The sequence below is a fragment of the Streptomyces sp. genome (assembly GCF_050698815.1).
Taxonomy (GTDB): Bacteria; Actinomycetota; Actinomycetes; order Streptomycetales; family Streptomycetaceae; genus Streptomyces.
Genome location: NZ_JBOHCV010000313.1, coordinates 1 through 2,972 on the forward strand (window position 1 = coordinate 1; position 2,972 = coordinate 2,972).

2 protein-coding genes are annotated in these 2,972 nt (G+C 70.0%); both read left to right on the forward strand.

Annotated features, from left to right (window positions below; all coding sequences use genetic code 11):
- Positions 1-786: Tn3 family transposase (locus ACRDP3_RS11400; protein WP_431516771.1), on the forward strand; the 786-nt coding region annotated here is incomplete at its 5' end.
- 58 nt (positions 787-844) lie between these two features.
- Positions 845-1,585 carry an NUDIX domain-containing protein gene (locus tag ACRDP3_RS11405; protein WP_431516772.1) on the forward strand — a complete coding sequence of 247 codons (741 nt, stop codon included), beginning with the start codon at positions 845-847 and terminating at the stop codon, positions 1,583-1,585.
- Positions 1,586-2,972 lie beyond the last annotated feature (1,387 nt).

Consider the following 2,972-nt stretch of genomic DNA (forward strand, 5'->3'; position numbering starts at 1 on the left):
ATGCGGCACGGCACCACCATGGACGTCGAGGCCAACTACACAGACAGTCATGGCCAGTCGGAAATCGGGTTCGGCATCACGAGGCTGCTGAACTTCGACCTGCTGCCCAGGATCAAGCGGATCAACAAGGTGAAGCTGTACCGGCCCGTGGCCGGCGAGCCGGACGCCTACCCGCAGCTGACCGCGGCGCTGACCCGCCCGATCCGCTGGGAACTCATCGCCCAGCAGTACGACCAGATGATCAAGTACGCGACGGCGATCCGGACCCGCACCGCGTCCACCGAGGCGATCCTGCGCCGCTTCACCCGCAACGCCTCCCACCCCACCTACGCGGCGATGCTGGAGGTCGGCCGCGCCCAGAAGACCATCTTCGTGGCCCGCTACCTGCGGCTTCGGGATCTTCAGCGGGAGGTCGAGGAGGGCCTGAACGTGATGGAGTCCTCCAACGGCGCGAACTCCGTGATCGCGTACGGCAAGGGTGGGGAGATCGCCTCGAACCGGCGCGACGAGCAGGAGATGTTCGTGCTGTGCCTGAGGATTCTGCAATCGGCCCTAGTCTACGTGAACACCCTGATGCTTCAGGACATCCTCGGCGAACCGGAGTGGGCTGACCTGCTCACCGCCGCCGACCGGCGCGGCCTGACCCCGTTGTTCTGGTCCCATGTCCGGCCCTACGGCGAGGTGAATCTCGACATGGGCGCCCGTCTGAACCTGGCAGCGGCCAGCGTGCCGGGCCCCCGCTCGCCAGCGGACAGCGACGACCAGCAGCCGGCGGTGCGCCCGTAGATGCACGTACTCGGCCGGGTTTGGCGGTCAAGCCGGGAGCGGGTTCTACGATGGGCCGGTGACCGAAACACTGCCCCCCGTGGGCATTGACCTCTTCGACGTCGAACGGCTCCTGCTGACCGAAGCTGCGGAACCGCTGCTGCCGCCCCATGACGCTGAGGCCCGAGACCGGGCGTGGGACATGGCGGTCCGAGCCAACCCCGCCCTTTTCGACGGGCCTGCGGTGGCGTGTGGGGGACTGGAGCGGACCGGCCCGCGCATCCTGCGCCTGTCCTGGGTGCGGGTGACCTACCGGCACTACGCGCTGCGTCGCGTTCCCGGTGCCACAGCACTGCCCTCGTTGTTCGTGAACGTCGTTCAGCCGACCGGCGACGGCCGTGTGCTGGCAGCGAGGATGTCGCCCTCTACGGCTGCCCCGGGCCGCTGGCAGCTGCCGGGTGGGTCGGTGGAGCCTCCCCAGGACGGGGCGGTGCTGGACGAGTCGGCACTGGCCGGCCAGGCCGCGCGAGAACTTGCCGAGGAGTTGGGCATCAGCGCGGCTGCCGAGGATCTGAGGTTGTGGGTCGTCACCCGCGGCGAGAACGGCAGTGTCGGCCTGACCTACCTTGCCCCTGCCCTTCCTGAGGCGACATTGCGTGCGGACTTCACCGCTGCCGCGGCAGCCGAGCGTGTTCAGGGCCGTGAACCTGAACTCGACGACATCGCCCTGGTGCGTTCACCGGACGAACTGGCCGCTCTGACGGGTCCGCACGCGGACTACCTGAAACCGATCGTTCGCCGCTTCGCCGGGTGCCGCTGAGGTCAGGGCCGGCGAGGAAGTCGCGTCCCCGTTCGTCGAGATCGGCCACGCATCGCAGGCCACGGGCCCGGAAGCGTGCGAGGTCACCGCGCATACGGGAGACCGCCTTGCGGGTGCGGACGGAGCGGACACCGTCCATGTGGTCGATGGCCCGGTGCCAGGTGGCGCACGCCTGCTCGATGCTGCCGCGCTTGAGGTGCATCTCCGCGCCCGCGACCAGGTCCAGGGCGACGATCCGCGCGTAGGTGTTCGCGGGGCGGGCCGTGGCGGCCAGCGCGTACTGCTCGGCGGCGGCCCGGTGGTCTCCTACGGTCTCGTGGACCTTGGCGGTGCGGGAGTACACCGACGCGGCCGGTGGGCCCCAGGCCAGCGCCCAGAACGGCACCTCGTCGCCGGGGGCACCGGTCAGCAGGGTGCGGGCGTGTTCGGCCTCGGAGAGGGCCGCACGGCGCTTGCCGCTTCTGGCCAGGGTGTGGGCGTGAACGACGCGGAAGAGAGCCTCGGTCTGGGCGTCCACCCGTCCCTTGGCCCGGTTCAGTCCGGTCTCGGCCAAGCCCAGGCAGTGCTCGGGGCGATGGAGCTTGAGGCCCTGCATGGCCATCGTGCGCATCACGAATCCGTCGTGCCCGCGCAGGCCGGATTCGGCGGCCAGAGCGTAGGACTGGAGGTAGTAGCGCTGGGCGAGTCCCTGCTGACCTGCGTCGTAGCTCTTCCAGCCCAGCAGGTGGACGCCTCGGCTGGCGGCGGACAGCATCTGCTGGCGGATTTCGTCGCTACGGAACCGGGCCCGGCACAGCGGGGCGACGTCGTCGCGGAGGTAGGTGACCAGGGCGCTGCGGCCGTGTTGTCCGCCGTGGCGTTCGTCCATCTCGGAGAACGCGCGGATCATGTCACGGACGGCGGCGACTTCGGCCATGCCGACGGTGTAGCCGGTGCGGGCGGCCGCGGTGCGGGCGGCGATGTCCTGGACGTGGTCGAGCGGTAGGGCCGCTGCTGCCACGGAGTAGGCGGAGGACGTGACGAAGCGGCGGCGATCCAACTCGTACCTCCACATCGGCAGCAGGGCGTCCAGCGGGTCACCCCCCAGGGACAGTCCGATGGTGTCATTCCCGGCCTCCGCCGGGGAGGGCAGGCCGAGGTCGGCGGTAGTCAGAAGGCGGCCCAGGCTCCGGGAGAGCGCGAGGGCGAGGTAGCGGGGTGTATCGCCGCGGGGCATGGATCCGCTGAGCCAGTGCTCGACGTTGGACTTGTTCGTGCGTAAGTCCGCGCCGCACTCGGCGGCGACCGCGCGGACCGCCTTGGCCAGCGCCTCGTAGGTGAGCCCGGATTCGGCGAGAAGGGCGCTGAGCTGGACGTTCAGCGTGCGCGTGGTCATGAGCACCTGCCC